Source organism: Streptomyces thermocarboxydovorans (assembly GCF_039524635.1).
In the GTDB taxonomy this organism is placed as follows: Bacteria; Actinomycetota; Actinomycetes; order Streptomycetales; family Streptomycetaceae; genus Streptomyces; species Streptomyces thermocarboxydovorans.
The window spans coordinates 1-4,546 of record NZ_BAAAGU010000030.1 but is presented as its reverse complement, the minus strand read 5'-3'; the positions used below and the strand labels follow the sequence as shown (position 1 = coordinate 4,546).

At 69.0% G+C, this 4,546-nt stretch carries 3 protein-coding genes; 1 reads left to right on the top strand and 2 read right to left on the bottom strand.

Features of this window, described 5'->3' with window-relative positions; genetic code table 11:
* Positions 1–164: 164 nt before the first annotated feature.
* A complete protein-coding gene (locus ABD198_RS15530; RefSeq protein ID WP_344001618.1) occupies positions 165–1,145 on the bottom strand; it encodes a hydroxyacid dehydrogenase in 981 nt (326 codons plus the stop codon).
* A gap of 290 nt (positions 1,146–1,435) precedes the next feature.
* Here ABD198_RS15530 and ABD198_RS15525 point away from each other — a divergent pair, with 290 nt between their 5' ends.
* Positions 1,436–2,470: a glycoside hydrolase family 6 protein gene (locus tag ABD198_RS15525; RefSeq protein ID WP_344001503.1), complete on the top strand. Its 1,035-nt coding sequence runs from the start codon at positions 1,436–1,438 to the stop codon at positions 2,468–2,470.
* 122 nt (positions 2,471–2,592) lie between these two features.
* Here ABD198_RS15525 and glxA read toward each other — a convergent pair whose 3' ends face one another.
* Positions 2,593–4,506, bottom strand: a complete 1,914-nt coding sequence (gene glxA, locus ABD198_RS15520) for a radical copper oxidase GlxA (RefSeq protein WP_486388891.1) — start codon at positions 4,504–4,506, stop codon at positions 2,593–2,595.
* Between the last annotated feature and the right edge of the window lie 40 nt (positions 4,507–4,546).

The following is a 4,546-nucleotide window of genomic DNA, read 5'->3' as shown; positions in this document are numbered from 1 at the left end:
GGCTCAGCCGGACAACGGCGCCCGGCCCACGGCGATCGGCTCAGCCGGACAACGGCGCCCGGCCCACGGCGATCGGCCGCCCGGACAAGGGCGCCGGAACCACCACGGTCAGCCACCCCGAACCCCCGACCCCCGACGCTCGGCCTCCCGGGGCACCACCCCGGTCAGGCCGAGCGTTCCCACTCCTCCTCCGTGACCGGGTGGGCGAACGGCAGGCCCGTGACATAGCGCTCGAGTTCGTCCGCGGCGGCCGCCGCCAGCCGGTGCAGCTCGTTGCCGAGGGAGCCGGCGATGTGCGGGGTGAGCACCACATTGGGCAGGTCGTAGAGCGGCGAATCGGGCGGCAGCACCGCGGGCTCCGTGACGTCGAGGACGGCGCAGAGCCGGCCCGCGACCAGTTCCTCGGTGAGCGCCCGCTGGTCGATCAGCGAGCCGCGGGAGGTGTTGATCAGCGTGGCCCCCGTGCGCATCAGCGCCAGCCGCTCGCGGTTCAACATATGGCGGGTGGACGGCAGTTCGGGTGCGTGCACGCTCACCACGTCGCTGCGGGAGCACAGTTCGTCCAGCTCCACGGCCGTCGCGCCCAGCCGCTCGGCCTCGCCGGGCGGCAGATACGGGTCGTGCAGCAGCAGGTCGAGGTCGTGCGGGCGGAGCAGCTCCAGGACGCGGCGGCCGATCCGGGAGGCGCCGACGATGCCCACGGTCCTGCGGTAGTTGCCGGCGCCGGAGCAGGCCGCCAGCCAGTCGTGGGCGGCGCGCCGGGCGCGGTAGTCCTCGCGGACGCGCAGCACCTCCTTGCCGGAGAGGAGGACGAAGGCGACCGTGTACTCGGCGACCGGCAGGGCGTTGGCCCAGGCCGCGGAGGAGACCTGGATGCCGCGGCGCCAGCAGGCCTCGGTGATGTGCTGCTTGACCGAACCGGCGGCGTGGACGACGGCCCGCAGCCGGGGCGCGCGGTCGAGCACGGCCGGCGTCAGCGGAGGGCAGCCCCAGCAGCTGACGATCACCTCGGTCTCGCGCAGCGCCCGCTCGGCCGCGGGCGTGGTGAAGTCGTCCACGACCAGATCTGGGTTGAGCTCGGCGAGCGCGGTCAGGCGGCGCAGCGTGGCCTCGTCGAAGAGCCGGGCCGCCAGATGGCCGTGCATGGCGAGCAGGGCGCGCGGGCGGCGTTCGGCGGCTGGAGGTCGAGGCACGGCTGCTGCTCCCCGGGTCGGTGACGGGCGGACGGGCGGTCGCGGGCGACGCCCCGGGCGAGGGCGTTGCGGGCTGCTCCATTGACTCACACTCCGTAGGCCCCCGACCTGCCCTTCGCCGACTCTCCGGGCGGCCTGTAACGGCTGATGGACAAGCACGGGCTCGGCCTCGTGGGCGTCACGAGCCGTATGTCAGGATTGAGGTTCATCGACTTGATACGAGTCCACCCGAGGGGGGTTGGATGTACGGCAACAGGGGGGTCGGGGCGTTCGCCGGGAGGCGGGCGTCCGCAGTGGTGCTGGGGGCGGCACTGCTGATGACGGGGTGTTCCTCGTCGGACGGCGACGGCGGCAAGGGTCCGGACGCGGCCGGCGCGGAGATCACGCAGCAGCCGAAGGACTCCAACCCGTTCTGGGTCAATCCGGACGGTCTCGCCGCCCGCAAGGTCGCCGAGCTGATCAAGGACGGCAAGAAGAGCGAGGCCGAGCAGATACGCAAGATCGCCGAGCAGCCGGTCGCCGAGTGGATCAGCCCGGAGAACCCGGAGGAGCAGGCCCGCGGTTACACCGAGGCCGCCGACAAGGCGGGCCGTACCGCGCTGCTGGTCCTCTACAACATCCCGCACCGCGACTGCGGCCAGTACTCGCAGGGCGGCGCCGCCGACGGCAACGCCTACCGGGCCTTCGTCGACGCGGTGGCCAAGGGCATCGGCGACCGTCCGGCCACGGTGATCCTGGAGCCCGATGCCGTGCTGCACCTGGTGGACGGCTGCACCCCGCAGCAGTTCCACGAGGAGCGCTACGACCTGCTCAGCGGCGCCGTGGACAAGCTGACGGCGCTGAAGAACACCCGCGTCTACCTGGACGCCGGCAACGCCGGATGGGGCAACCCCGACCAGATCCACGAGCCGCTGAAGCGGGCGGGCATCGACAAGGCCGACGGCTTCGCGGTGAACGTGTCGAACTTCTACACCACCGAGGACTCCATCGACTACGGCAAGCAGCTGTCGTCGAAGGTCGGCGGCAAGCCCTTCGTCATCGACACCAGCCGCAACGGCAACGGCCCCTACACGGAGGGCAAGGCGGACGAACGCTGGTGCAACCCGCCCGGCCGCGCCCTCGGCGAGACGCCGACGGTGAAGACGGCCGACCCGCTCGTCGACGCCTACCTGTGGGTCAAGCGCCCCGGTGAGTCCGACGGCGAGTGCAAGGGCGGCCCCAAGGCGGGCCAGTGGTGGGCGGACTACGCCCTGAAGCTCGCCAAGGCCAGCGACTGAGCCGGGGAACACGAAGAAGCACGAAGAAGCACGAAGAAGCACGAAGAAAGGGGGGGCCCTCCGTCACGGAGGGCCCCCCCTTTCTCATCTCATGTCCGCTGCCCGGTTCGGCGGGGCAGTCGCTACGGCACGTGCACCCACTGCGCCTTGCTCGGCGTCCCCTCGCCGTCGGTGACGAACAGCATGTACCAGCCGGACTGCACCAGGTTCTTGTTCTTCGGCACGGTCACGGTCAGCTTGTCGCCGTCGGCCTGGAAGTCCAGCGCGATCGACCGCTGGTCCACGTCGGTGACGTGGGTCGTGGCGCTCGGCCGGATCAGCCGGACCTTCTTCACCCTCGCCGCGTCCTTGGAGGTGAAGGTGGCCGAGTCACCGCGCTTCACGGTCTTCGGCCCGCCCGAGAGCTCGGGCTGCTCCCGGTCCCCGTACAGGTACGGCGGGGTGTAGATCTCGATGCGCTGCTCGAACTTGCCCGGCTTGGTGTTCGCCTTGTCCGCGTAGAGCGAGTCGGAGCCGAAGAACATCACCCGGCCGTCGGGCAGCAGGATCGAACCGGAGTGGTAGTTCCGGCCCACCAGCGGGTCGGCGACCCGGCGCATCTCGTTCTTCGCGGGGTCGTAGATCCGCGCCTCGAGGATGTTGGAGTCGCTGCGGCCGCGGTAGTCCTCCGAGCCGCCGGAGATCAGCACCTCGTCGTTCGGCAGGATCGACGACTGCGGGTAGCGGGTGCCCTTGTCCAGCGAAGGGCCGTCCACGAAGCGCGGGTTGTCCGCCTTCAGGTCCACCAGGCGGGTCTTGTTGCTGGACTTGCGGGACTCACCGACCCCGCCACCGCCGATGACCATGTACTTCTCGTTCTGCGCCGGCGGCAGCAGCACCGTGCCGGACGTCTCCATCATGTCGGGGTCGCTCAGCCCGGGGATCTTGGTGAACTTGTTGGTCTCCACGTCCCAGATGCCCGGGTCGCGGCCCACGTCGTCCGGTCCGTAGCCCGCGTTGGAACCCGAGTAGAAGATCTTGCCGTTCTGCATCAGGAACAGCGCCGGGTACGTGGGGAACTGACGGACCTTCTCCGTGTAGGTCCACTTCTTGGTCTTCGGGTCGTAGATCTCGTTCTTGCCCGGGACCAGCTGGCCGATGTCGTCGAGGCCGGAGACGCTGAGGATCTTCCCGTTGCTCAGGGTGGTGAGCGTCGGGTACCAGCGGGCCTCCTTCATCGGGTCGACCTTGATGTACTTCTCGGCGACCGGGTCGAACTCGTAGGCGTCCCGGATGCCCTGGAAGTCCTTCTTGTCCAGGGCGAGCTTCTCGGCGATGCCGTAGGTGTTGCGGGCGTCGGCACCGGTGAGGCCCTGGACGCGGTAGTTGTCCTGGGTGCCGGTCTCGTACTTGGCGCCTTCCTTCTCCGCCTCGACGTAGATACGGCCCACGCCCGGCGTGTTGCCGAGGAACTTGCCGGTCGCCTTGTCGAAGTTCTTCTTGGCGCGCGGGACGAGCACCGGGTCCTTCGAGACGAAGGTTTTGCCGTTCTCCTTGCCGGTGAACTTGGTGCCCGCGGGCAGGGTGATCGGCTTGTCCGGGTTCTCGTTGTGGACCAGCATCAGGCCGCCGGCCTTCTTCACGTCACCCTTGAGCTTCTCGTACCGCTTGGTGCCGCCCGCGATCAGCAGGTTGCCGTTGGCGAGCTGGGTGTGCCCGGTGCAGAACAGGTCGCTCGGCGTGGGCACCTTCTTGATGGTGCCCTTGACGGGGTCCCAGATCCGGGTGTCGTACTTCTTCGCGTCGAAGTTGTCCTGGTTGTTGCCGGACCCCGCGACGAGCAGCACCTTGCCGGTGCGCAGCAGCGCCGCGTGAATGGTGTTCTGCCGGTACTCCTCGGGAAACTCGATGATCTCCCACTTGCCGTTGGCGGCCTTGTACTCCGGCTGATTGATCTTGTACTGGTGGTATTTCTCGGTGCCGAAGCGGTACAGCCACGGCCCGTTCATGCCGGCCAGCGCTAGGGTGCGTTTCAGAAGTGGATCTTGATGTGTCATGATCCACTTCGTGGGGCGGCATGACCTGACGAATGCACAG

Bases quoted from the DNA above. Each gene is read 5' to 3' on its own strand.
- ABD198_RS15530 (WP_344001618.1), bottom strand. From the start codon at position 1,145: ATGCACGGCCATCTGGCGGCCCGGCTCTTCGACGAGGCCACGCTGCGC.
- ABD198_RS15525 (WP_344001503.1), top strand. From the start codon at position 1,436: ATGTACGGCAACAGGGGGGTCGGGGCGTTCGCCGGGAGGCGGGCGTCC.
- glxA (WP_486388891.1), bottom strand. From the start codon at position 4,506: ATGACACATCAAGATCCACTTCTGAAACGCACCCTAGCGCTGGCCGGC.